17 protein-coding genes and 3 pseudogenes are annotated in these 23331 nt (G+C 38.6%); 15 read left to right on the top strand and 5 right to left on the bottom strand.

Annotation, left to right across the window (positions count from 1 at the left end; genetic code table 11):
• The first annotated feature begins 110 nt into the window (after nt 1-110).
• The 4 genes from AAGD37_RS03450 to pyrF are packed head-to-tail and all read left to right on the top strand — an operon-like array spanning nt 111 to nt 3482.
• Nucleotides 111-1007: an FkbM family methyltransferase gene (locus tag AAGD37_RS03450; protein ID WP_341760161.1), complete on the top strand. Its 897-nt coding sequence runs from the start codon at nt 111-113 to the stop codon at nt 1005-1007.
• Entirely contained in the window at nt 1004-2134 is a 1131-nt protein-coding gene (gene dnaJ, locus AAGD37_RS03445) for a molecular chaperone DnaJ (RefSeq protein ID WP_341760160.1), read from the top strand. The genes AAGD37_RS03450 and dnaJ overlap by 4 nt, the downstream gene beginning before the upstream one ends.
• 29 nt (nt 2135-2163) lie before the next feature.
• On the top strand, nt 2164-2760 hold the full coding sequence (locus AAGD37_RS03440; RefSeq protein ID WP_341760159.1) for an NAD(P)H-dependent oxidoreductase: 597 nt from the start codon (nt 2164-2166) through the stop codon (nt 2758-2760).
• Between the two features lie 11 nt (nt 2761-2771).
• Nucleotides 2772-3482, top strand: a complete 711-nt coding sequence (pyrF, locus tag AAGD37_RS03435) for an orotidine-5'-phosphate decarboxylase (RefSeq protein WP_341760158.1) — start codon at nt 2772-2774, stop codon at nt 3480-3482.
• A 44-nt stretch (nt 3483-3526) separates the two neighbouring features.
• Here the strand turns inward: pyrF and ubiB are convergent, their stop codons facing one another.
• Both ubiB and ubiE read right to left on the bottom strand, forming a co-directional pair.
• Nucleotides 3527-5107 (bottom strand): 2-polyprenylphenol 6-hydroxylase, encoded by a 1581-nt coding sequence (gene ubiB / locus AAGD37_RS03430; RefSeq protein ID WP_341760157.1) that lies wholly within the window; start codon nt 5105-5107, stop codon nt 3527-3529.
• 4 nt (nt 5108-5111) lie between these two features.
• Nucleotides 5112-5855 carry a bifunctional demethylmenaquinone methyltransferase/2-methoxy-6-polyprenyl-1,4-benzoquinol methylase UbiE gene (gene ubiE, locus AAGD37_RS03425; RefSeq protein WP_341760675.1) on the bottom strand — a complete coding sequence of 248 codons (744 nt, stop codon included), beginning with the start codon at nt 5853-5855 and terminating at the stop codon, nt 5112-5114.
• A gap of 419 nt (nt 5856-6274) precedes the next feature.
• On the opposite strand from ubiE, the pseudogene AAGD37_RS03420 reads away from it, so the two are divergent.
• Nucleotides 6275-6761 (top strand): annotated as a pseudogene (locus AAGD37_RS03420) (Rrf2 family transcriptional regulator).
• A 92-nt stretch (nt 6762-6853) separates the two neighbouring features.
• Here AAGD37_RS03420 and miaB read toward each other — a convergent pair.
• Complete coding sequence (gene miaB / locus AAGD37_RS03415; RefSeq protein ID WP_341760156.1) at nt 6854-8236, bottom strand: tRNA (N6-isopentenyl adenosine(37)-C2)-methylthiotransferase MiaB; 1383 nt, start codon at nt 8234-8236, stop codon at nt 6854-6856.
• Between the two features lie 292 nt (nt 8237-8528).
• A complete protein-coding gene (locus AAGD37_RS03410; protein ID WP_341760155.1) occupies nt 8529-9452 on the bottom strand; it encodes a rhodanese-related sulfurtransferase in 924 nt (307 codons plus the stop codon).
• 296 nt (nt 9453-9748) lie between these two features.
• Here AAGD37_RS03410 and AAGD37_RS03405 point away from each other — a divergent pair, with 296 nt between their 5' ends.
• Entirely contained in the window at nt 9749-10051 is a 303-nt protein-coding gene (locus tag AAGD37_RS03405; protein ID WP_341760154.1) for a YggT family protein, read from the top strand.
• Between the two features lie 267 nt (nt 10052-10318).
• On the opposite strand, the pseudogene parE reads toward AAGD37_RS03405, so the two are convergent.
• Nucleotides 10319-12247, bottom strand: a pseudogene (gene parE, locus AAGD37_RS03400) (DNA topoisomerase IV subunit B); the annotation flags it as partial.
• Nucleotides 12248-12831: 584 nt separating this feature from the next.
• On the opposite strand from parE, the gene gltX reads away from it, so the two are divergent.
• The 9 genes and pseudogenes from gltX to nuoL all read left to right on the top strand — a co-directional run bounded on the left by gltX (nt 12832) and on the right by nuoL (nt 23326).
• On the top strand, nt 12832-14202 hold the full coding sequence (gltX, locus tag AAGD37_RS03395) for a glutamate--tRNA ligase (protein ID WP_341760674.1): 1371 nt from the start codon (nt 12832-12834) through the stop codon (nt 14200-14202).
• A 182-nt stretch (nt 14203-14384) separates the two neighbouring features.
• Nucleotides 14385-15014 (top strand): annotated as a pseudogene (gene nuoE, locus AAGD37_RS03390) (NADH-quinone oxidoreductase subunit NuoE); the annotation flags it as partial.
• Between the two features lie 71 nt (nt 15015-15085).
• Nucleotides 15086-16387 (top strand): NADH-quinone oxidoreductase subunit NuoF, encoded by a 1302-nt coding sequence (gene nuoF, locus AAGD37_RS03385; RefSeq protein ID WP_341760153.1) that lies wholly within the window; start codon nt 15086-15088, stop codon nt 16385-16387.
• A 197-nt stretch (nt 16388-16584) separates the two neighbouring features.
• Nucleotides 16585-18651 carry an NADH-quinone oxidoreductase subunit NuoG gene (gene nuoG / locus AAGD37_RS03380; protein ID WP_341760152.1) on the top strand — a complete coding sequence of 689 codons (2067 nt, stop codon included), beginning with the start codon at nt 16585-16587 and terminating at the stop codon, nt 18649-18651.
• 4 nt (nt 18652-18655) lie between these two features.
• Entirely contained in the window at nt 18656-19702 is a 1047-nt protein-coding gene (gene nuoH, locus AAGD37_RS03375) for an NADH-quinone oxidoreductase subunit NuoH (protein ID WP_341760151.1), read from the top strand.
• Between the two features lie 3 nt (nt 19703-19705).
• Nucleotides 19706-20197, top strand: coding sequence for an NADH-quinone oxidoreductase subunit NuoI (gene nuoI / locus AAGD37_RS03370; RefSeq protein ID WP_341760150.1), 492 nt, complete (start codon nt 19706-19708; stop codon nt 20195-20197).
• A 166-nt stretch (nt 20198-20363) separates the two neighbouring features.
• A complete protein-coding gene (locus tag AAGD37_RS03365) occupies nt 20364-20978 on the top strand; it encodes an NADH-quinone oxidoreductase subunit J (RefSeq protein ID WP_341760149.1) in 615 nt (204 codons plus the stop codon).
• Nucleotides 20979-20982: 4 nt separating this feature from the next.
• Nucleotides 20983-21291: an NADH-quinone oxidoreductase subunit NuoK gene (gene nuoK, locus AAGD37_RS03360; protein ID WP_341760148.1), complete on the top strand. Its 309-nt coding sequence runs from the start codon at nt 20983-20985 to the stop codon at nt 21289-21291.
• 25 nt (nt 21292-21316) lie between these two features.
• On the top strand, nt 21317-23326 hold the full coding sequence (gene nuoL, locus AAGD37_RS03355; protein WP_341760147.1) for an NADH-quinone oxidoreductase subunit L: 2010 nt from the start codon (nt 21317-21319) through the stop codon (nt 23324-23326).
• Nucleotides 23327-23331: the final 5 nt, after the last annotated feature.

Genomic DNA, 23331 nt, shown 5'->3' with positions numbered 1-23331 from the left:
TCTTTAAAAAAAATGAAGCCCTAGCGCTTGTAAAGAATCATCGTTGGGGCTTCTCTTTCTTAAAGCAGGTTGAAGTTGATTTTCATTCCATTCATTCTTAATGATCGTTGATGATCCAGATCTCTCATGAAAAACCTTTTGGGACTTTCTCGCTTAATTTTTGGCGTGAATATATCCGTAATCTGGCTTCACTGGCTCCTCATTCACGTCTGGGTATGTGGATGATTTCCTTTTTTCGTAGAATAGCTCTTTTAGGACACAGAACAGGAATGGCCGGTCCCCTTGATGTAACAGTTTCTGCTGGTATCAAGGCCCGTCTTTACCCAGGATCTAACCGGTGCGAAAAACGTGCATTTGCTGGTATACATATCTGGGACACTAAAGAGCGCCAAGCACTGATTGATGCGCTTTCAAACTATAGATGCAGATGTAAGTACGAACGTCCTTTTGTTTTTATAGATGTTGGTGCAAATGTGGGACTCTACACCATGTTTGTATACGCGGCCGCCCAAAATCTGGGTCAATCTACACAACTATTAGCTATTGAACCTGATTTTAAGAATCGAGATCGTCTTATCTTTAACCTGATGATAAATGGGTGCAATGCGTTAATTGATTCGTCAGGAGTTGCTGCTGAAGTTGGCACTGGTACTCTTGTTATGGATCAAAAGAACCGTGGTGAAATGAGTGTTTGTCTTGAAGGCGAAGGTACCCCGATCAACATTAATACATTACAAAATATTATTGTTGAAAATCATTTTCACTATATTGATGCTATGAAGATTGATATTGAAGGTTATGATTTTCAAGTATTGAAAAATTTTTTAACAAACGCCCCCTCTGACTTTTGGCCTCAACTATTGATTGTTGAAACCTTCAACCTTGAAGGTCAAAAAATAATCTTAATGTTAAAGGAATATGGATATGTATTGCAGTGTCGTACAAATATTAATGCAATCATGATTCATACAACAGAATTAGAAAATTCAGGACTGATAAATGTATGAGTAAAACAGACTATTATGACCTTTTAGGCGTTTCACGGGATGCAGATGAAAAGACGTTAAAAAGAGCATTTCGTAAACAGGCTATGAAATATCACCCTGATAAAAATCCAGGAAATAAGGAAGCGGAAGCCAAATTTAAAGAAATTGGTGAAGCTTACGAAGCTTTGAAAGATCCACAAAAGAGAGCTGCCTATGACCGTTTTGGTCATGCCGCTTTTGAAAATGCTGGATCGGCGACGAGTGATCATCCTTTTTCAGGTGGATCGATGGGGGATATATTTGAAGATATTTTTGGTGAAATGATGGGGGGAGGACGCCGATCTTCTAGCGCTCGTTCTCGTGGTGCTGATATACGATACAACATGGAAATTTCTCTGGAGGAAGCCTTTACAGGAAAAACAGCTGAAATTGAGATTCCTTCTTCTATAACATGTGGTTCTTGTTCTGGTCGCAGGACGAAGAGGGGAACCTTTCCAACAAAATGCGGAACTTGTGGAGGGGTTGGTCAGGTCAGAGCAAGCCAAGGATTTTTCTCAATTCAGCGAACATGTCCATCTTGTCAGGGACAAGGGGAAGTTATCAAGGATCCCTGTCCTCAGTGTTCTGGATACGGTAAAATAACTGAAAACAAATCGATTTCAGTTAATATTCCATCAGGCGTAGATGATGGAACGAGGATAAGATTGTCTGGTGAAGGTGAATTCGGAATGCGTGATGGTCCACAGGGTGATCTTTATATATTTCTATCGATCAAACCTCATCAATTCTTTAAACGGGATGGTTCTGATATCTATTGCCATGTTCCTATTTCTATGACAACAGCTGTGCTAGGTGGTCAATTTGAAGTGGGGACTATCAGCGGCGGTAGAACACGCGTAAAAATTCCTGAAGGGACTCAAAATGGTAAACAGTTTCGATTGCGTTCAAAGGGAATGCCTGTTATGCGTTCTAGCCAAGTAGGTGATATGTATATTCAGGTAGCAATAGAAATACCACAAAACTTGACAAGGCGTCAGCGTGATCTTTTAATTGAGTTTGAAAAGGAAAGTTCAGCTGATAACAGCCCTGAGTCTACAGGATTCTTCTCTCGCATGAAAGGATTCTTTGATACCTTATCCGAAGGATGATACCTCTTATCAAAGAGAGTAAAAAAACTATGATCCCACGAGTACTCATTATTCCAGGTTCAGATCGTCATGGATCCTATAATGTTCATCTTTCTGGCCTTATCGCTGAAGGGATTCAAACATACGGAGGGCAAGCTACGATTCTATCGTTATCTGATTATGAACTTCCTTTGTTTAGTCAAAATATTGAAGAGAAAACAGGAGTTCCTGATGGTGCTAAGAAGCTTGGTTCTTTTATGGAAAAGAATGAAGGAATAATATTAGTAACTCCGGAATATAATGGATCCCTTCCGCCATTGCTCAAAAATGCACTAGATTGGTTAAGCCGTGATCTTGATAATATCACTCCTTATCAAAATTGTACTTTTGGGCTTGCAGCTTGTTCACCGAGCAATTTAGGTGGTATTCGTGTCCTTTCTCATCTCAGAGAGATTTTGGTAAGCGTAGGAGCTGATGTAGTGACACCGCAGTTAACAGTAGGAAATGCGAGCAATGCCTTTAACGAAAAAGGTCAACTATTAAATAATAAGACCAACGTTTTACTACAAAAGCTGTTAATAACTGTTATAGAAAGAGCGAAATTCTGTTTACAGGATAAAATCAAATCGAGCTTTAGAATTTCTTAAAAGTAAAATCTATGGGTTTAGATGATAGGTTAATTGTTGGTTTGGATGTTCCAACCCTTAAACAGGCTCGTGAAATTATTGATGAGTTAGGAAACTTAGTTTCCTTCTATAAGATTGGGCAACAACTGTGTTGTACTTCCCCTAGAGATGCTAATGCTTTTCGAAATGGCTTTCATTTAGCACAAGATCTTATTTCGGAAAATAAGAAAGTATTTCTTGATCTTAAATTATTAGATGTACCCAATACAGTAGCAAATGCTGTGGAACGCATTGCTGAGACAAGGGTTCATATGCTTACTATTCATGCATATCCAAAAGCAATGGAGGCCGCAGTTAAAGCGGCTCAAGGTCATCCTTTAACTTTGCTAGGGGTTACGGTTCTTACTTCATTAGATGATCTCGACCTGATCGAGGCTGGATATGCCTATAATGTTTCTCAATTAGTTAGAAGACGTGCGATTCAGGCGCGCGATATTGGCATGAATGGCATTGTTTCTTCTGCCTGTGAGGCCTTGAACGTCAGGGAAATAGTTGGCCCTGATATGGCTGTTGTGACACCGGCAATTCGACCAGCTGGTGTTGATTATGGTGATCAGAAGAGGGTTATGACACCTAAAGATGCTTTGCAGGCTGGCGCTTCACACATTGTTGTGGGTCGCCCTATTATTTTGGCTTATGATCGTCGTGCTGCTGTAAAATCAATCATTTCTGAAATGCAGTAAGAACCTAAATTCTTAGTCTGATGACTTAGTTTTCTTATTATCAATCATCCAAAAGTCCAAATTGCATATAACAAAGATAATAAGATACCCCATAAAGTGAATCTATCATACAGACCATATCTGTTTTTTTTCATGGCATGAATCGTTCTTTTATCTAAGCATCCCCCTTCAACAACGTTTCTGTGAATCTCAGAAGAAATTTTTTCAGCACGAGCCACCCAATCCGGTGTTAGTTGTGCCAACTGCCCTACAGCAGAAATCACCTGACGTGCATCATCTAAACATCCAACTGGGCCCAAAATATGTTGTAATTGGGCTTTAACAACCGGTGCAGCTGACTGCCACATGTTAAATTCCGGATCCAATTTTCTTGCTACCCCTTCGACAAGAACCATGGTCTTTTGTAATAATAAAAGTTGCGGTTGTGTCTTCATATCAAATAATTCTGTAACCTCGAACAGTAAGGTTAATAGTCTAGCTATTGAAACTTTTTCAGCTGATTGTCCGTGAATAGGCTCACCAATTGCCCGTATAGCTTGTGCAAAATTTTCAATATCATAGTTTTCAGATACATAACCAGCCTCAAAATGAACTTCGGCAACACGCTTATAATTACGTGTTATAAATCCGTAAAGAATTTCAGCAAGATACCTCCTTTCAGCTTTTTTTAGTCGTCCTGTGATCCCCATATCAACAGCAACAACATCTGAATTTTCGTCTATAAATAAATTGCCAGGGTGCATATCCGCATGAAAAAAACCATCCCGGAGAGCATGCAAAAGGAAGCTTTGGTTTAGTCGATTAGCGATCCTTGCAGAATCAAACCCCTGTTCTCGTACGCACTCCATACGAGTTAATTTGATCCCTTTTACCCAATCCATCGTCAGACAATCTCGACCCGTTCTATCCCAGTTTACGGAAGGCACTCGAAAGCCTTTATCATTTTCAATATTTTCTCCCATTTCAGAAAAAGCAGCCGCTTCAAACCGAAGATCCATCTCAAGCTTTATGGACATGGCTAACATATCAATCACCTGTACTAGCCGCAATCGATTGGCAATCTTAAACCAATATTCCATTGCATGAGCTGCAACATAAAAAAGTTGCAAATCCTTGGCGAATCTGGTCCGAATATCAGGTCGAATAACCTTAACAGCAACGGTTTTTATGCCTTTGGGGGTTTCAATCTTTGCCTTGTGGACTTGTGCTACTGAGGCAGCTGCTTCGGCAGGACCAAATTCTATAAATAACTCATGAATCGGAGCTCCGATCGTTAATTCTACCTTTTTTTTTGCTTCTTCAATAGGGAAAGAATCCATACGATCTTGGAGAAGCTCCAAGTTCATAGCAACGGATTTACCAACAATATCCGGACGCGTAGCCAAAAATTGTCCAAGCTTAACCCAAGATGGTCCTAGGCGATTCAAGGCTTTCGAAATATTTTCCGATTGAGTTTTATCTTTTGATAGTTGACATTCAATTAGACGAGCAACAGATTTTACTAAACGGATAGAAATAGACTGATCAGACTGATCTTGATCATCCAGAAATCCTGTAACAACTCCTTCACGGACAAGCACATAACCCAAGAAAATAAAAGAAAAAAAAGCCTTAATGAAAGTCATCAGGTTAAATTTTCCAACCTGTATATAAGGTAGCAATCCCAAAATTCATATTTCTGTATATGACCCGGGAAAATCCAGCGTTTTCAATAGCTGCTAAAAAAGTGTTCTGATCGGGAAATTTACGAATTGACTCAATTAAATATTGATATGAGTCTTTGTTTGACATGGTCAAATAGGCAATAGCTGGAATGATACAAAAGGACCAACTTTCGTAAATTTTATCTAGGATAGGAGCCTGAACTTGCGAAAATTCGAGACACAAAAATTGTCTTCCTGGCTTTAGAACACGATAAGCTTCCTTTAGAGCTAAATCAATCCTTGGAATATTTCTAATTCCAAAAGCAACTGTATAGGCATCAAACGTATTATCAAGAAATGGGAGTTCTTCTGCATTAGCTTGAACAAAATGAACATGACCATCTAGCCCATTTTTCTTAGCCCTTTTCTTGCCTACTTCCAGCATAGAACTGTTAATATCAAGAACGATAACTCTGGCCTTAAGATTAGAATCTTCAACAATCTGAAAAGCAATATCACCTGTTCCCCCTGCTACATCCAACGATTGCCACTCAAAACCTTTGGAAGGGGCCGTTCGATTGACCATGATTTTTTTCCAGATACGATGAATACCTAGTGACATGAGATCATTCATGAGATCATATTTTTGCGCAACCGAATGAAACACTGAATTAATGTGAACTTGTTTCTCTGTTTCAGAAACCTGAAAAAATCCATAAGTTGTTTTCATTTCTTCAATACTTTGAGATTGTTGCCAGTTTTTTTGAGTTTCGATGGTGCTGCTTATGATTGGTTTCATTTTTATACCTTTCAAATGATTGAGTACGTAATATAATCCAATGATTAGATAATCATTGGATTAAAAGGAAAGGAGCTCCTCCTCTCATCATATGATCTAAAAGTGCAATTTTTCTAAAATAGATTTTAACATGTGATTCTTGTCAGCTGTTAAGCTTGACCCAAAATCAGTAACGGCATAATATGGAGAATGAAGAGGATAAGGAAGATCTTAAAATGTTAAGAAAATTTCTTCATGTTGACGGTTAATGAGGTTGAATGACTTTCTTTTTTCTCATTAGTTAAAATTGAACTATCAGTACAACTGTTTATATTTCAATTCCGAATTCCTTCGAAAGTTGAAAACCAGCTATGCGACTTACAAAGCAAACAGATTATGCAATCCGAATGATGATGTATTGTGATGCGACTGATGGTGATGCTCTTATTCAAGTAAGTGCTATTGCAAATTTCTATAACTTATCTGAGAAATTTTTATTGAAAATCCTTCAGGTTCTTACAAAGGCTCATCTTCTTGAAGGAATTCGTGGCCGTAACGGTGGAATCCGTCTGACTCGGCCTTCTGATCGAATAGGACTTGGTTAAATCATTCGTTTAACGGAAGATAATTTTTCTCTTGCCGAGTGTTTTGAAATAGGTAAAACTATCTGTCCTCTAGTAAGCAACTGTGGTCTTAATCAAGCCTTATCTCAAGCACTTAGTGAATTTTTCTGTCATTGATAGTTATACCTTGTCAGATCTAACAAACAATAAAAGCAATTTGCATGTTTTGTTACAATTAGAATCGTTAACACGTATTCCTTTGAAAGCTAACATTAAGAACACTTCCTCCGAATGATTAAGATTCAATATTCGACTCTCTCATTCGCTAGCGATCGTAAAATAAGATGATTTATTTTTCTTCTAGTCAATAGAATTCGTAGAAAAATATTAAGATAATTCAGCATGGAGACTATTGAGAGTTGCGCCCGTTACCTTGACTGAAATCAAATCACCAATAGAACCTATTTTTGAATCTACAATGACTGACTGAAGCCATGGTGACTTACCGATCAGCTGATTAGCATCACGACCTGATTTTTCTAGAAGAATATCAATTACTTTACCAATGCAGTCTGTGTTAAATGATAACTGTTGTTTTTTCAGTAACGACTGTAACCTTTCAAGTCTTTCGGATTTGACTCCCTCATCAACCTGATTCTCCATATCTGAACCAGGTGTTCCAGGTCGTCTTGAATATTTAAAAGAAAAGGCTTGAGAGTAACAAATCTGCTGGACTATTTCGAGTGTATCCTGAAAATCACGATCTGTCTCACCAGGAAAACCAACGATAAAATCACTGGAGAGTACAAGATCAGGGCGAGCAATACGTAATTGATCTACAATTGAAAGATAATCTTGTACCGTATGCTTGCGATTCATAGCTTTTAATATACGGTTTGAGCCAGACTGTATCGGCAGATGCAGATAAGGCATAAGACTTTCCAAATCACGATGAGCATTGATCAAACTCTTATCCATATCAAGAGGATGACTCGTCACATACCGTAAGCGTCTGATACCTTTTATCATCGCAAGTTCATTCAGTAATCCACCTAAACCGATCTCCCCCCCATTAGCATCTTTTCCATGCCAAGCGTTGACATTTTGACCCAGCAAAGTAATTTCTTTCACTCCAACATCCACGAGTGCTGACGCTTCCTCTAAGATCTGATTTCTAGGGCGAGAGAATTCTGGGCCGCGAGTATAGGGAACAACACAGAAGGTACAAAACTTATCGCATCCCTCCTGTACAGTTAAAAATGCAGTTATACTTCTCCTTTTAAACTGGTTATGACTGGCTAGCAGAGGCAGACGCTCAAATTTCTCCTCAACAGAATATTCTGTATCAATCTGTGGACCATGTTTTCTAGAACGTTCCACTATATCGGGCAAACAGTGGTAATTTTGAGGACCCACCACTAGATCAACGGCACTTTCCCGACGAATAATCTCCTTGCCTTCTGCTTGGGCAACGCAACCTGTAACACCAATAGTTAGAGGGCGGTTACTATCAGCACGATTCCTCTTTAATTTTCTGATTCGGCCAAGACTAGAATAAACTTTTTCTGCTGCTTTCTCACGGATATGACAAGTATTAAGCAAGACGAGATCAGCTTCTTCTATCTGATCAGTTCTCATATATCCATTAGACTCTAATACATCATGCATGCGAGTTGAATCGTAGACATTCATTTGACATCCCCACGTTTTGATAAAAAACTTTTTGGTCACACCTTTTGATAAATCTGAGGGATTATCTGCTTTTTCCATAAAATGGCCTCTTTTAAATTTGCCAATTCGTTTTTGGCTCAATCTACTTTTTATCAGCGATTCGAACTGAATCTTGATACTAAAATCAAGATCTCTACTCATCAATGCCGTTGAATAGTAAATAGTATCTTTATTTGAAGAAGATGGATAAAGAAGATAGTGAAAACTCTCTTTTCTCTGATGGAGATCTCCTAAGATGTATTTCTATACTTAGTTAACGATTGATTGAGTTTTTGAGATCGAATCTTTCTTTCATATTTTGTGAATAAGGTTAGTGAATTAGCTGATAGATTCAGAGTCGTTTACCAATATCCAAACAACATTGATTGTTAGAACTTCTCTTCTTTTTTGCTTTCGCTAACTCAAGATTAACTGCAATATGTTTAATCCTTCCCTTTTTTTCATCCAGAGTTTGAATACAATGTGGACAGGAAATTCCGATTTTGTAATCTTTATGGAGTTGTTCTTGTTTTCTTAAAGGCATCTTACAAGAGTAACACATCTCATAACTACCGCGATTCAAGTGATCATCAACTGATACTCGTTGATCGAAAACAAAACATTCACCTTTCCAGAGACTTTCACTCTTTGGAACATCTTCTAAATATTTCAAAATACCGCCCTTAAGATAAAAAAGGTTACTATATCCTCTAGATTTTAGAAAGGCGATTGACTTTTCACAGCGTATTCCGCCTGTACAGAACAGGGCAATCTTACTATCTTTATTGGCATCGAATTTCTTATCCACCCATTCAGGAAATTCTCGAAAGCTTCTAGTATTAGGATTGAGGGCTCCTTTAAATGTTCCAATAGCTACTTCATAAGCATTTCGCGTGTCCACGAGGAACACATCTGAATCTTGAAGAAAATTATTCCAATATTTAGGATCTACGTAATTTCCTCTTTGATTCGCAACATCAATATTAGGAATACCAAGTGTGATAATTTCTTTCTTGAGCCGCACTTTTATTCGGTGAAAAGGAGGGGTACTATTCCAAGATATTTTGATATCGAAAGGAGTTTCCTTAAGGATAACCTCAAGATACTTTAAAACACTACGAACACTGTACGGATACCCAGAAATCGTTCCGTTAATTCCCTCAGGAGCAAGTAGTATAGTACCGACAACATCATGTTTCTCGCATTGTTTGATAAGGAGATGTTGCATATATGAGGGGTTGTGGAGAGTAAAAAAATTATAAAAACTTACGATCATATATTTTTTCATGGCTTTGTTATTTTCGATTTTGAAATCTAATAGCTGAAGCTTAATAGTATTTGCAGAATTGAACTGACTTCAATATAAGTCTCGACAGTGATTAATTTTACAGTTCTTTTTGATAAAAGAATAACGAAAAGGATTTAGAAATGTATATTTTGCTCATGGCTATATTTGCGATAGTACTTACACCACTCCTTTATGCACCATTCTTTTAGTTAAGAGTTATGAGATCATCTATTGAGTTAGGAGTTGGAGTTTAAAGCCTAAAAAGTGAACTTGGAAGTCTAATTATGATAGCAATATTTTCGATTCTTCATTACATTTTGGATCTTTATTGGTGGATTGTTGTCGGGTCGGTCATCATAACTTGGCTATATGTTTTCAATGTTCTCAATCCTAACAACCAGTCCGTCCGGTTAATTAAACGCTTTTTGCATGATGCAACCGAACCTTTATTAATTCCCCTCCGACGGCTCATACCTCATCTGGGTACTATCGATATTTCTCCAATCATATTGCTCTTGGGAATTTTATTCGTTCAACTGTTTCTACGGACAACAATAGCTCCTGCATTAGGAATTCATCACTATTAAATCGTTTATCTTTTTTACTTATCAGAATGATTTGCTATCCGATATCCATTTTAGTATACTTGAGTATAAGGAGGAATGAAGTGATTTTCAGATTCTTAGGATTCAACTCGAGATTGAGTTTATTCTTATGTCTTCAAGATCAATCTCAAGAATCAAAAGCACTCGATTATCCTTTACTCCATCAATCCATTCTTATCCAAGAATTATTACTAATTATCACTCGTTATCCTTATCGTTATTGTGTTCTTCTTGCAATCTTGAAGAAAGCTAAACATCCAATAGTGCATCATTAGCAAATTCTGCATTTTTCTGAATGAATCGAAACCTAAGTCCTGGTTTGTTTCCCATTAACTGATCAATCGATTGTTTTGTTAGTTCTTGGTGATTGATAGAAACACGCAAAATCTTTCGCTTCAAAGGATCCATTGTTGTTTCTTTCAGCTGGTACGGCATCATTTCTCCTAGTCCTTTAAAGCGCCTAATTTCGATTCTCTTGTTCCTATTAAACTCATTGACCAGTAACTCCTCTTTATGGCTATCATCACGGGCATAAAGGGTTTTCCCTAACTGGGTTAGTTTATAGAGTGGAGGAACTGCAAGATAGAGTCTACCTGAGGTAATAATTTCAGGCATTTCTTGATAGAAAAAGGTAATCAGCAACGAAGCGATATGGGCACCATCAACATCGGCATCAGTCATGATGATAACACGATCATAGCGCAAATCATGAATTGAAAATTGTGTTCGAGTACCGCAGCCGAGTGCTTGTATCAGTTCAGAAATTTGTTCGTTCTTCCTCAATTTCTCGTGAGACGCAGAAGCTACATTCAAGATTTTCCCGCGTAAGGGCAAAATAGCTTGATTTTTTCGATCTCTGGCCTGTTTAGCTGAACCACCCGCAGAATCGCCTTCAACAATGAAAATTTCAGTTCCCCCTTTGGCACTTTTAGCACAGTCCGCCAATTTTCCTGGCAATCGGACTTTTCGTAAGGCCTTTTTTCGAGAATTTTCTTTATCTTGACGACGACGCAAGCGATCTTTAGCGTGGCTGATTATCCATTCAAGAAGCTTAGAGGCCTGATTCGGCGAAGCGGCAAGCCAATGATCGAAGGCATTTCGAATTGCTGTATCAACAATACGCTGTGCTTCAACTGTCGCTAATTTGTCTTTTGTTTGACCAGTAAATTCTGGCTCAGAAATGAATACTGATAACATAGCCGCTGCGGAAATCATTACATCATCAGTGGTAATAAGAGAACCCTTCTTATTACCAATAATTTCAGAGTAATTCTTTAAACATCGCGTTAATGTTGAACGAAGACCAGATTCATGAGTTCCACCGTGTCTAGTGGGTACTGTATTGCAATATGACTTAACAAAACCATCATCATCAAACCAGGTAATTGCCCATTCAACATAACCATGACCGCGTTTCTTTTTTGTCGATCCTGAAAACGGTTCTCCTATAATCTGGTTGCATTTGCCTATTCTTGCGATCAGATAGTCCTTTAGACCAGCTGGAAAATGGAATAGATCCTTTTCTAAAATCCTATTTTTAGACGTTAGAAGCTGAGAATCGCAGGACCAACGAACTTCAACTCCACCAAAAAGATAAGCTTTCGATCGTGCCATCTCATAAAGTAACAATGGCTCAAATTTAGCGGATGCACCGAATATATCAGTGTCAGGTAAAAAGCGTATTCTGGTGCCGCGACGATTCTTTATTTCACCAATAGTTTCAACACTCGATGTGGCCAATCCACGAGAAAATGTCTGCCGATACAGTTTGCGATCACGAGCAACTTCTACGATCAAACTAGAAGATAAAGCATTAACAACGGATATTCCTACACCATGCAACCCCCCTGATGTCTCATAGGCTTTTCGATCAAATTTTCCCCCAGCATGAAGTGTTGTCATAATAACTTCCAAAGCAGATTTATTTTTGAATTTTGGGTGAATATCAACAGGAATGCCTCGACCGTTATCAGAAACAGTCAGGTATCCATCGACCTCTAAATCTACTTGAATCCAGCTTGCGTATCCAGCAATTGCCTCATCCATTGAATTATCTATTACTTCTGCAAATAGATGATGCATCGCTTTTGAGTCAGTACCACCAATATACATACCAGGTCTCCGCCGAACAGGTTCGAGACCTTCAAGTACCTCGATATTAGAGGCTATATAATCATTTTCTTTTTCTTTTTTTATAGTCAATTCTATTCTTTCATATCTGCGATATGAGTTTCTATTCTTGAAGAAAACTTATTCTCTCATTGAATCTCTGTAAGATAACAATCATACGACCGTCAATATACATTAAGAATAATAAACGCTTCGCCACCTTGCCTTGAAACTAAAGATGATTTCTTCAATTGAGACTTATGATCAATAAAGAATGACACAATTTTAACGATTATTTGAATAATTCAAATGAATCAAGTTTCTTTAAAAATCAGAAAATCTAAAAATGCCAATATATGTTATATGTTGTCTCCCTATTGAATTCTTGATTTCATCAATTTTAGAGTTCAGTCTGGAATGAGTCGACTCATTCGCTGAATCAGATAGGATCAAGTGATCCAGTTCTGCAGAAAAGAACTTCATATTTTTATGAACAGCTATTTTGGGGGGGGATCTTCGATGGATATCAATATTCACATCAAAATACATCGAATCAGCTAAAACAAACAGAATAGAAATAATTGATCATATTGTGTCATCGTTGAGTTTGCTTATTTCTACTTTAATAAAAGATTCATGTTATGAAAATTCAGATTAACCCCGTTGTTCGATTTGCACCTTCTCCAACAGGTAAACTACATATTGGGAATATTCGTACTGCTCTCTATAATTGGTTTTTTGCCAAAAAATATAAGGGTCGCTTTATCTTGCGCCTTGACGATACGGATAAGGTTCGTTCTACTCATGAATTTTCGGAGAGCATTCTTGAAGATTTACAATGGCTTGGGATCATTCCAGACTCTATTGAAAAACAATCTGAAAGAGTTTCTGTTTATGATGGAGTTATAGATCGATTGAAGTCTCATGGCTGGCTTTACGCTTGCTACGAATCGCCTGATGAAATTGAGTGCCTTCGTAATCGCCTGATAGCGAGAGGATTGCCGCCCATTTATGATCGTTCTTCCCTGAAGATCTCAAATGAAGATCATGCTAATTTATTGGCGCAAGGGAAAGAATCACATTGGCGGTTTCTTTTGCCTAATTTTGAGGTATCTCCGTTTGAACCTAAACGGACTGAAATTTACTGGAATGACCTGATAAGAGGTCCTCAACGTATTGATTTAGCCTCTATTTCTGATCCTATATTGGTTAGATGTGATGGAACGTATCTTTATACTTTGCCATCTGTCGTTGACGACATTGATATGGGGTTAACACATATCATTCGTGGTCGTGATCATGTTACCAATACAGCAGCTCAGATTGCCTTATTTAACGTACTTGATGCGAATATACCGGCATTCGGACACCATAATCTGTTAGTAGATTCTTCAGGGGAGGGATTTTCTAAACGCAAGGGAGCGTTGTCAATTCAAACTTTAAGAAAAAATGGATATGAGCCCATGGCTGTTTCTTCTCTTGCTTGTTTGATTGGCACTAGTCAATCGGTTCACGTTTACGAAAATCTTTCCCAATTATCTGATGTATTTGATCCCCAAAAGATTTCTTGCTCTGATGCCAAATTGGACATTTTTGACTTAGGTAAACTAAGTCAAAAAATCTTAAGTCGTCTGAGTTACGCTGATGTACGTTCCCGTTTGGTAGCTTCACATTCTGACCTTGGTGAATCCTTTTGGAATAGTGTGCGCCCTAATCTGAAAATATTTTCTGATGTGATTCAGTGGCGTGACGTCGTTAATGGCAACTTTATCCCTAGAATATTTTCTAATGATGAAATCGAGTTTTTAAAGTTTTCTGCCTTTCTCTTATCAGATGAAGTGTGGGATTCCTATGTGTGGAAGCGATGGACAGATCTACTAAAAATTAGAACAGGGCGTAAGGGTAGATCTTTGTTTATGCCGTTAAGACAGGCTATTACCGGTCAGGATTCAGGTCCTGAAATGGCATCTTTGTTATTACTCATTGGAAAGGATCGGACCATTCGTCGATTGCTCCTTCTCTAACGCTTAATTCATATCTGATGGGCCTGGAAAAATTCTTATCTAACGATTTTTCTGGAGCTTTTCTAACTTTTGGAAAAGAAAATAAAAATTCTCCTTCTGTCATTTCTTATCAGCTCTGGTAATTTAATTAACTTATGCTAAAATTGTGGTTATAAAAGTCAATCCAAACGTAACCATTACGCATGTCGATACGCCGTCTTGCTGAGGATTCAGTTCAGCCCTCTCACTTTTTCTTCAATGGTCCGAATGCGACATGGGCGAAGCATAAATTGAGACATTACCCTAAAGGTCGTGAATCCTCTGCTGTTATTCCTCTTTTAATGCGAGTTCAGGAGCAGGAAGGTTGGGTGAGTCGTGCAGCAATTGAATATGTATCTGTTATGCTTGATATGCCTGAAATCCGTGTTTTAGAGGTAGCAACCTTCTATACTCAGTTTCAGCTAGCCCCTGTTGGGAAAAAAGCTCATATTCAGGTATGCGGGACAACGCCTTGTATGTTACGAGGAGCCTGTGATCTTATGGAAGTATGCAAAGACAAAATCAGTCCTAATCAATTTCAGATTACCGAAGATAAAGAGATGTCTTGGGAAGAAGTTGAATGTCAGGGGGCCTGTGTCAATGCACCCATGATCATGATTTTTAAGGATACCTATGAAGATCTAACACCTGAGATATTGAAAACCATCATTGATAAATTTGCAGCAGATGAAGGCCAAGATGTGACTCCAGGTCCCCAGATCAACCGAACTTATTCGGCTCCGTTTGGTGGTTTAAGAACATTAGTAGGATGTTCTGAAAGGAAACAGAAGAAGTAAAAGCCTCATCGATCGTGCGAGGAAACCTCAAAGAAGAGGTGAACCATTTATAATGAGGGTGAAGAAAATTGTTACAGGATAAAGACCGAATTTTCACTAATATCTACGGATTGCATGACAAATCGTTGAAAGGTTCGATGGCGCGTGGTCATTGGTCTAACACTAAAGAAATAATAAAAAACGGCCCTGATTGGATAATTGCACAGACGAAAAAATCAGGGTTGCGGGGCCGTGGAGGGGCAGGATTTCCAACTGGTCTTAAATGGTCTTTCATGCCCCCTAAAGTCTCCGATCGTCCTCATTATTTAGTTATTAATGCAGACGAATCTGAACCAGGAACCTGTAAGGATCGTGATATCATGCGTCATGACCCTCATACCTTGATTGAGGGTTGTCTGATTGCTGGTTGTGCTATTTCCGCTCATGTCTGTTACATTTACGTACGTGGGGAGTATATTCGTGAGCGTGAGAGTTTAGAGAGAGCCATAAATGAATGTTATGATGCTGGATTACTGGGTAAAAATAACAAGAATGGTTGGGAGTACGATATATACGTTCATCATGGTGCAGGAGCCTACATCTGTGGAGAAGAAACAGCTTTATTAGAATCTCTAGAAGGCAAAAAGGGTCAGCCCCGCCTGAAGCCACCATTTCCGGCTAATTTTGGTCTCTACGGTTGTCCAACGACAGTCAATAATGTTGAATCAGTTGCAGTGGTTCCTACAATTTTGCGAAGAGGGCCAGATTGGTTTGCATCGTTTGGTGCTGAAAATAATCATGGGACCAAATTATTTTGTGTTTCTGGACATGTAGAGTCACCTTGTACGTTTGAAGAAGCTATGTCTGTACCCTTTCGCGAACTGATTGAAAAACATTGTGGTGGTGTTCATGGAGGCTGGAGTAATCTTCTTGCTGTCATTCCTGGAGGATCATCTGTCTCTTGTGTCCCTGCTGAACAGATTATTGATTGCCCCGTGGATTTTGATTCTCTTATCAAATTGAAATCGGGTTTAGGTACTGCTGCTATTATCGTTATGGATAAATCTACTGACATCATTCGCGCCATTGCTAGGCTTTCCTATTTCTATAAACATGAATCTTGTGGCCAGTGTACACCTTGTCGAGAAGGCACAGGTTGGATGTGGCGTATAATGGAAAGAATGGTCCAAGGTCGCGCCCAAAAACGCGAAATTGATATGCTCTTTGATGTGACTAAACAAATTGAAGGTCATACCATCTGTGCTTTGGGTGATGCCGCAGCATCACCTATTCAGGGTTTGATCACACATTTTCGCTCGGTTATTGAAGAACGTATTGATAGTTATATTTATAATTCAGATAGGGATAGTTCGATTTTTGAGCCATCGTAATCAGTTGAATGCTATGATATTAATTCTCACGGCTCTCTCTCAATTTATGTGTCGATTGTCGGACGCTGAAATGACTTCTCTTTGCACATTGATAAATGCTGATCTTCTGTAAAATTTTAAAAACGTGACGATTGGGTTGAAGTAAAATTCATTGATCGCTAATTAGCCATGTCAGAAAAGAATAGGAAAGTCTAGCGATGGTCAAGATAGTCATTGATGGGATTGAAAGGGAGGTTCCAGAACAATCTACTCTCTTGGAAGGGATCGAATCCTTAGGTATAGAAGTGCCACGCTTCTGTTTTCACAAGCGTCTTTCTATTGCTGGGAATTGCCGCATGTGTCTTGTTGAAATAAGAAGCTCATCAGCGAAACTTGTCCCCTCTTGTGCGATGCGTTTTCATGATTTATCCCCTGGTCTAGACGGTAAAGCACCAGAAATATTTACCAATACACTCATGGTCAAAAAGGCGCGTGAAGGGGTGATGGAGTTTCTCCTTATCAATCATCCTCTAGATTGCCCGATATGCGATCAAGGCGGTGAATGCGATTTACAAGATCAAGCCATGGCATTTGGCATGGATAAATCTCGTTATAGTGAAAGGAAACGGGCTGTAGAGGATAAGAATGTTGGACCACTCGTAAAAACAGTCATGACACGTTGCATTCATTGTACACGATGTGTAAGATTTATGAACGAGGTCGCTGGTATTTCTGAATTAGGACTTATTGGCCGTGGTGAAGATGCAGAAATTACCACCTATCTTGAAAAAGCTATGGCTTCTGAATTGCAAGGGAATGTGATTGATCTTTGCCCAGTAGGTGCTTTAACATCAAAACCCTCTTCTTTACAGGCTCGACCTTGGGAACTCAATAAGACAGATACGATTGATGTGATGGACGCTGTCGGTTCAGCAATCCGAGTTGAGACATTTGGCTCTGAAGTTATCCGTATTGTTCCACGAACTAATGAAAATGTGAATGAAGAATGGATTTCTGATAAAACACGCTTTATTTTCGATGGTCTGCGTACACAAAGATTAGATCATCCCTATATTCGTAAGCAGGGAAAACTGGTTTTAGCCACATGGAAAGAAGCCTTCTTAGTTATTTCAGAAAAAATTGATTCCCTTGATTCTAGTAAAATAGGAGCGATTGCGGGTGATTTGGCATCGGTAGAAGAAATGTATGCAATGAAACAACTTATGAAAATGCTGGGTTCAAAAAATATGGATTGCCGTGAACAACAATCTGCACTCGATCCAGCATTGGGACGCTCTAGCTATCTCTTCAATTCCACAATTAGTGGAATTGAAGAGTCTGAATTTCTCTTACTTGTCGGGACGAATCCTCGTAAAGAAGCGGCCGTTTTAAACACTCGTATCCGCAAACGATGGATCACAGGAAAACTTGAGATTATGCTGGTTGGTGAGAATGCAGATCTTACTTATGATTATCATCATTTAGGTTTGGGACCTGATTCAATTCAAAAAGTCGTCGATCATCTGCTGATCAGAAGGAAAAATCCTATGATCATAGTAGGGCAGGGGGCTCTTAATCGTGAAGATGGTGCTGCTATTCTTTCTTCACTTGCTCAAATAGCGCAATCTTTTGGTGTTGTGACTGATAGATGGAATGGATTTAATATTCTCCACACAGCGGCAGGACGAGTTGGGGGGTTGGATCTTGATTTCGTACCAGGAAAAGGTGGACACAATAGAGAACAAATGCTTGAAGATTCAGAAATTTTATTCCTTCTAGCCGCTGATGAAGTGGATATAATGAAACGCAGATCTGGATTGACAGTTTATATAGGCAGCCACGGTGATGTAGGTGCACATCATGCCGATATTATTTTACCTGGTGCTGCTTATACTGAAAAATCAGGGACGTGGGTGAATACAGAAGGTCGTGTTCAGATGAGTAAGAGAGCGTGTCTTGTACCTGGTGACGCGCGCGAAGACTGGGCAATATTACGTGCTCTTTCTGAAGCTTTGGGAAAAACTTTACCTTTCAATTCTCTTCAGCAGTTACGCTTAGCGCTCTATAATGAATACCCTCATTTTTCGGATATTGACAAAATTACTTATAGCGACAATACAGGAATTAATGCACTGGCCCTTCGCAAGTATCAGCCTTTGAGTAAATCCGTCTTTAAACCTCATGTGGAAGACTTTTATTTTACAAACCCAATAGCACGATCATCTTCTATTATGGCGTCCTGTTCCCTCTCTGCTCAGGGCACTTCAACAGAGATAGAAAAGTAGAGTTATGGATAGTACTCTCTCAAATAGCTATATCGGTCCACTTTTAACAATGATAGCACAAAGTTTACTCGTCTTGGTGCTTCTATTATTTTCAATTTCTTATATTCTTTACGCTGATCGAAAGATTTTTGCTGCTGTTCAAATGCGGCGAGGTCCTAATGTTGTCGGGCCTTGGGGCTTACTTCAGTCTTTTGCTGATCTTCTAAAATTTGTATTCAAAGAACCAATCATTCCTGCTAGGGCTAACAAGGTTTTTTTTCTTTTAGCGCCCCTAGTTACGAGTGTTTTGTCTCTTTCTTCTTGGGCTGTTATTCCTTTTGATGAAGGATGGTCAGTTGCTGATCCAAACCTTGGGTTGTTGTTTGTCTTTGCGATCTCTTCACTTCAGGTTTATGGCATAATCATGGGAGGATGGGCCTCTAATTCTAAATACCCTTTCCTTTCTGCAATCCGTTCGGCTGCCCAAATGATCTCTTATGAAGTTTCTATGGGATTTATCATTATTAGTGTTCTTTTATGTGTTGGTTCATTGAATCTAACAGATATTGTAAATGCACAAAAAGATGGTTTGGGTACGATGATGGGGATCCCCAATTCTGTCTTGGATTGGCATTGTTTTGCTCTCTTCCCGATATTTGTTGTATTTTTTATTTCAGCAATAGCAGAAACTAACCGACCCCCCTTTGATTTAAGTGAGGCTGAATCAGAGCTCGTTGCGGGCTACATGGTTGAATACTCATCGACCCCTTTTTTATTATTCTTTTTGGGTGAGTTTGTATCAATTACTCTGATGTGTGTACTGATAACCCTATTGTTTCTTGGTGGATGGCTGCCTCCTATTGACGTGACTCCATTTCATCTTGTACCAGGCATTATATGGTTTATTTTAAAGGGACTGTTTGTTTTCTTTTGCATGGCCATGATTCGCTCCATTGTCCCACGTTATCGATATGACCAATTGATGAGGCTCGGTTGGAAAGTTTTTCTACCTCTTTCAATTTTCATGGTTTTTGCAACAGCGTTTTTACGTCAGTATATGGGATGGAACTGATAAATGTATTCTTTATTAAGATATGGTAAATCACTATTTTTGTTAGAATTTTTAAAATCTTTTGGCTTAGGATTACGCTATTTCTTTAGTCCTAAAGTAACAATCAACTATCCCTTCGAAAAAGGTCACACGTCAGTCCGATTTAGAGGAGAACATGCGCTGCGGCGTTACCCCAATGGTGAAGAACGATGCATTGCCTGCAAGCTATGCGAAGCGATTTGCCCAGCACAAGCCATTACTATTGAATCAGGTCCGCGCAGTAATGATGGTACGAGGAGAACAATTCGTTATGATATTGATATGGTGAAATGTATATATTGCGGCTTTTGTCAAGAAGCCTGTCCTGTGGACGCTATCGTTGAAGGTCCGAACTTTGAGTTCGCCACTGAAACACGACAGGAACTTTATTATGACAAAGAAAAATTGCTAGAAAACGGCGATCTCTGGGAAAGTGAACTCTCCAAAAATATCATGATGGATGCACCTTATCGGTAATTTCTTTTCATTAAAATCACCCCCTAGAAATCATGACGAGTATAGACGCCGAGTTGTATAAACGCTAGGATAGCCTACAAGATAAGGGCGCAGTTGGTTCTAAGAATCAACCGCAAACAGGAAAAATCTACTGAAACGGAAAGCAGTGAGAGGATAAGGGCGGTTTATGCCAATTGTAAATCTCTTTTTTTATCTTTTTTCGTTCGTTGCTATTCTATCAGCTTTTATGGTTATAGGATCTAGGAATCCTGTTCACTCTGTCTTTTTTTTAATTTTGACTTTTTTAAATTCTGCTGGTTTGTTCATGCTCATGGGGGCAGAATTTTTAGCGCTAGTACTCATTCTTACTTATGTTGGTGCTGTTTTGGTCTTGTTTGTTTTTGTAATCATGATGCTTGATCTTCGTTTTTTAACCATGGAGAAAAGTGTTCTGAAGTATTTACCTGTTGGTGGTTCTGTGGGTCTGATTTTACTTATCGAACTTATAGCTGTTTTCAGTGGCAATGCACTTGATAGTCAAGAATTAGTAAGCGCTGTACAACCAATTCCTAATATAACTGAAGTATCAAATATCAAAGCCTTGGGGAATCTATTATACACCCGTTACATCTTGTTTTTTCAATTATCAGGGATAATTTTGCTCATTGGTATGGTTGGAGCGATTGTTCTTACATTGCATCATAAACGTAACATTTACAGACAAGATGTCGAATCACAAGTAGAACGAGATCCTCATGATTCCGTGATACTAGTGTCTGTGAAGCCCAACGAAGGGATTTAGTTCAATGACAATTGGTCTTTATCATTACCTTGTAGTCGGTTCGATTTTATTTATCTTGGGTATTTGGGGTATTTTTCTGAATCGTAAAAATATCATAGTGATTTTTATGTCAGTTGAACTTATTTTGCTTGCCGTGAATATTAATTTTCTTGCTTTTTCCCAAGAAAATGGTGATTTAATCGGACAAGTTTTTGTTTTATTCGTACTGACTGTATCGGCTGCTGAGGTAGCTCTTGGTCTCGCTATACTCGTTATCTTCTTTAGAAAAAGAGGATCTATCGCTGTTGAAGATCTCAATATGATGAAAGGTTAAGCTGGATGAGGCTGAAGTTTAATCCATGATTCACTTGATCGTTTTTCTTCCTCTAATTGGGTTTTTAATTTCTGGTTTTTTTGGTCGTCAAATTGGCCATAGGGGTGCTGGATATTTAACCTCAGGCCTTTTAGTGATTTCAGCTTTCTTAAGCTTCATCATGTTCATTCGTTTCGGGTTTGGTCCTTCTAAAACTCAATCCATTTTAATTATGCGCTGGATTCAATCTGGCCATCTGACGGCCGACTGGTCTTTTCGGCTAGATACGTTGACCACTGTTATGCTCGTTGTTGTGAACACTATCTCTTCGCTCGTACATATCTACTCAATCGGATATATGCATAATGATCCGAATCGTTCACGTTTCTTCGCTTACTTATCATTGTTTACTTTTACAATGCTTATGCTCGTAACCTCTGATAATCTTATCCAAATGTTCTTTGGATGGGAAGGAGTCGGATTAGCATCTTATCTTCTGATTGGCTTTTGGTTTAAAAAACCTTTAGCCAATGCAGCCGCTATGAAAGCCTTTATCGTCAATCGTGTTGGAGATTTTGGCTTTTTGCTAGGAATATTCGGTTTATTTTTTCTTTTCGATTCTATCGACTTCAGTACTATTTTTTCGAGAGCAGCGAGTTTTTCTGTTGATTCAGCTGAAGAAGCAAATCGTGTTTTTATAAGCTTATTAGGCTATGATTTTAATAAATTAGATGCAATTACTGTTGTGACTCTTTTTCTATTTATGGGGGCCATGGGTAAATCTGCACAGTTTTTTCTTCATGTTTGGTTACCTGATGCTATGGAAGGTCCAACACCAGTTTCAGCTTTAATTCATGCCGCTACAATGGTGACTGCAGGGGTTTTCTTGGTCGCTCGTTTATCCCCGATTTTTGAACTATCAATGATGGCATTAACAGTTGTGACATTTTTTGGTGCAATAACTGCATTTTTTGCAGCTACTGTTGGTTTAGTTCAAAATGATATTAAGCGTGTTATAGCATATTCAACCTGTTCTCAACTGGGCTATATGTTTGCAGCTCTGGGGGTAGGGGCTTATGGTCCTGCCATATTTCATCTATTTACTCATGCCTTCTTTAAAGCTCTTTTATTTTTGGGATCAGGCTCTGTTATTCATGCGCTTTCGGGTGAACAGGATATGAGAAAAATGGGAGGATTACATAAAATAATTCCTCGGACCTACTGGATGATGTTGATCGGAACACTTGCCCTAACTGGTTTTGGTGTTCCTGGAACAATAATCGGAACCGCAGGTTTCTTTTCTAAGGATTCTATCCTTGCAAGTCTTTACGTAGGACAGAATCCTTTTTCTATTTATGCATTTTGGTTAACTCTTATTGTTGTACTGTTTACTAGCTTCTATTCTTGGAGGCTTATTTTCATGACCTTTCATGGAAAAACAAGAGGATCTGCTGATATCATCAAAAATGCTCATGAAAGTCCAATCGTTATGATGGTTCCGCTTTATATTTTAGCAATTGGGTCCCTTTTTTTTGGTGTTTTCTTCTACCGTTTCTTTGTTGGGTCCCATCACGAATCTGGCCATCTTGATCCATATTACCTTTCTTTTTGGAAAGAATCTCTTTTTTTAGGTGAAGAGAATACTATCTTACAAAACATTCATAGTGTACCTAAAGTGATTGAATGGTCTCCCTTTATTATGATAATTCTAGGGCTCTATCTATCTTGGCAGTTTTATATTCATAATCCTAAGCTGCCGATTAAACTATCTCGTCAATATCCCCGCCTATATCGTTTCTTATTTAAAAAATGGTATTTTGATGACTTATACGATTTTCTATTTGTTCGAACGATGAAGTCCTTGGGTTATTTCTTATGGAAAAAAGGAGATATCGGTGTAATAGATCGTTTGGGCCCGGATGGAATTTCCAAACGTGTTATCGATATTAGCCATATGTTAACTAAGTTTCAGTCTGGTTATCTTTATCACTATGCATTTGCGATGGTTATTGGTGCAACCGCTCTAGTAACGGTCATGATGTTTTCGGGGAAATAAATTTC

Origin of the sequence: Candidatus Endowatersipora endosymbiont of Watersipora subatra (assembly GCF_964026585.1) — a bacterium.
Lineage (GTDB): Bacteria > Pseudomonadota > Alphaproteobacteria > Rhizobiales > Rhizobiaceae > Pseudahrensia.
Note: the sequence above shows the minus strand (reverse complement) of the source record. Positions and strands in the feature narration are given on the sequence as shown.

Bases quoted from the DNA above. Each gene is read 5' to 3' on its own strand.
- nuoL (WP_341760147.1), top strand. From the start codon at position 21,317: ATGATTCACTTGATCGTTTTTCTTCCTCTAATTGGGTTTTTAATTTCT.
- pyrF (WP_341760158.1), top strand. From the start codon at position 2,772: ATGGGTTTAGATGATAGGTTAATTGTTGGTTTGGATGTTCCAACCCTT.
- AAGD37_RS03405 (WP_341760154.1), top strand. From the start codon at position 9,749: ATGATAGCAATATTTTCGATTCTTCATTACATTTTGGATCTTTATTGG.
- miaB (WP_341760156.1), bottom strand. From the start codon at position 8,236: ATGGAAAAAGCAGATAATCCCTCAGATTTATCAAAAGGTGTGACCAAA.
- nuoI (WP_341760150.1), top strand. From the start codon at position 19,706: ATGTATTCTTTATTAAGATATGGTAAATCACTATTTTTGTTAGAATTT.
- ubiE (WP_341760675.1), bottom strand. From the start codon at position 5,855: ATGAAAACAACTTATGGATTTTTTCAGGTTTCTGAAACAGAGAAACAA.
- AAGD37_RS03410 (WP_341760155.1), bottom strand. From the start codon at position 9,452: ATGATCGTAAGTTTTTATAATTTTTTTACTCTCCACAACCCCTCATAT.
- AAGD37_RS03365 (WP_341760149.1), top strand. From the start codon at position 20,364: ATGCCAATTGTAAATCTCTTTTTTTATCTTTTTTCGTTCGTTGCTATT.
- nuoG (WP_341760152.1), top strand. From the start codon at position 16,585: ATGGTCAAGATAGTCATTGATGGGATTGAAAGGGAGGTTCCAGAACAA.
- dnaJ (WP_341760160.1), top strand. From the start codon at position 1,004: ATGAGTAAAACAGACTATTATGACCTTTTAGGCGTTTCACGGGATGCA.
- nuoH (WP_341760151.1), top strand. From the start codon at position 18,656: ATGGATAGTACTCTCTCAAATAGCTATATCGGTCCACTTTTAACAATG.
- ubiB (WP_341760157.1), bottom strand. From the start codon at position 5,107: ATGACTTTCATTAAGGCTTTTTTTTCTTTTATTTTCTTGGGTTATGTG.
- nuoK (WP_341760148.1), top strand. From the start codon at position 20,983: ATGACAATTGGTCTTTATCATTACCTTGTAGTCGGTTCGATTTTATTT.
- AAGD37_RS03450 (WP_341760161.1), top strand. From the start codon at position 111: ATGATCCAGATCTCTCATGAAAAACCTTTTGGGACTTTCTCGCTTAAT.
- AAGD37_RS03440 (WP_341760159.1), top strand. From the start codon at position 2,164: ATGATCCCACGAGTACTCATTATTCCAGGTTCAGATCGTCATGGATCC.